The sequence below is a fragment of the Chromohalobacter sp. HP20-39 genome (assembly GCF_033052815.1).
Taxonomy (GTDB): Bacteria; Pseudomonadota; Gammaproteobacteria; order Pseudomonadales; family Halomonadaceae; genus Chromohalobacter.
This window is the reverse complement of record NZ_JAWHTP010000835.1, coordinates 1-258: the sequence shown is the minus strand read 5'-3', so window position 1 is coordinate 258 and position 258 is coordinate 1. Positions and strand designations below refer to the sequence as shown.

Annotated in this window: 1 protein-coding gene; it reads left to right on the top strand. The window is 56.6% G+C overall.

Features of this window, described 5'->3' with window-relative positions; translation table 11 throughout:
- Nucleotides 1-7: 7 nt before the first annotated feature.
- On the top strand, nucleotides 8-258 hold a 251-nt coding region (locus RVY79_RS20295; protein WP_317466390.1), incomplete at its 3' end, for a VPA1269 family protein.

The following is a 258-nucleotide window of genomic DNA, read 5'->3' as shown; positions in this document are numbered from 1 at the left end:
CAGCGGATTGCCCCGTCCATCAGAGAGTGTTCGTCCCACTTTGCCATATGGGTACATTGACGAGCTACGGAAGATGATTGCGGAGGGGCCCAACTTTCGAGATTGGCGCTGGGCGCAGAACGCTCTCGGCCTTACAAGCTCAGCGCTGTTCCGCAATATAGGCGACGAGACGGACGATAGCGACGTTCTTGATGAGCTAGATGGCGCCAGAATCTCACGCGTCTGGTTTGAGGTTGACCCTCGAACAATCGACCGGTC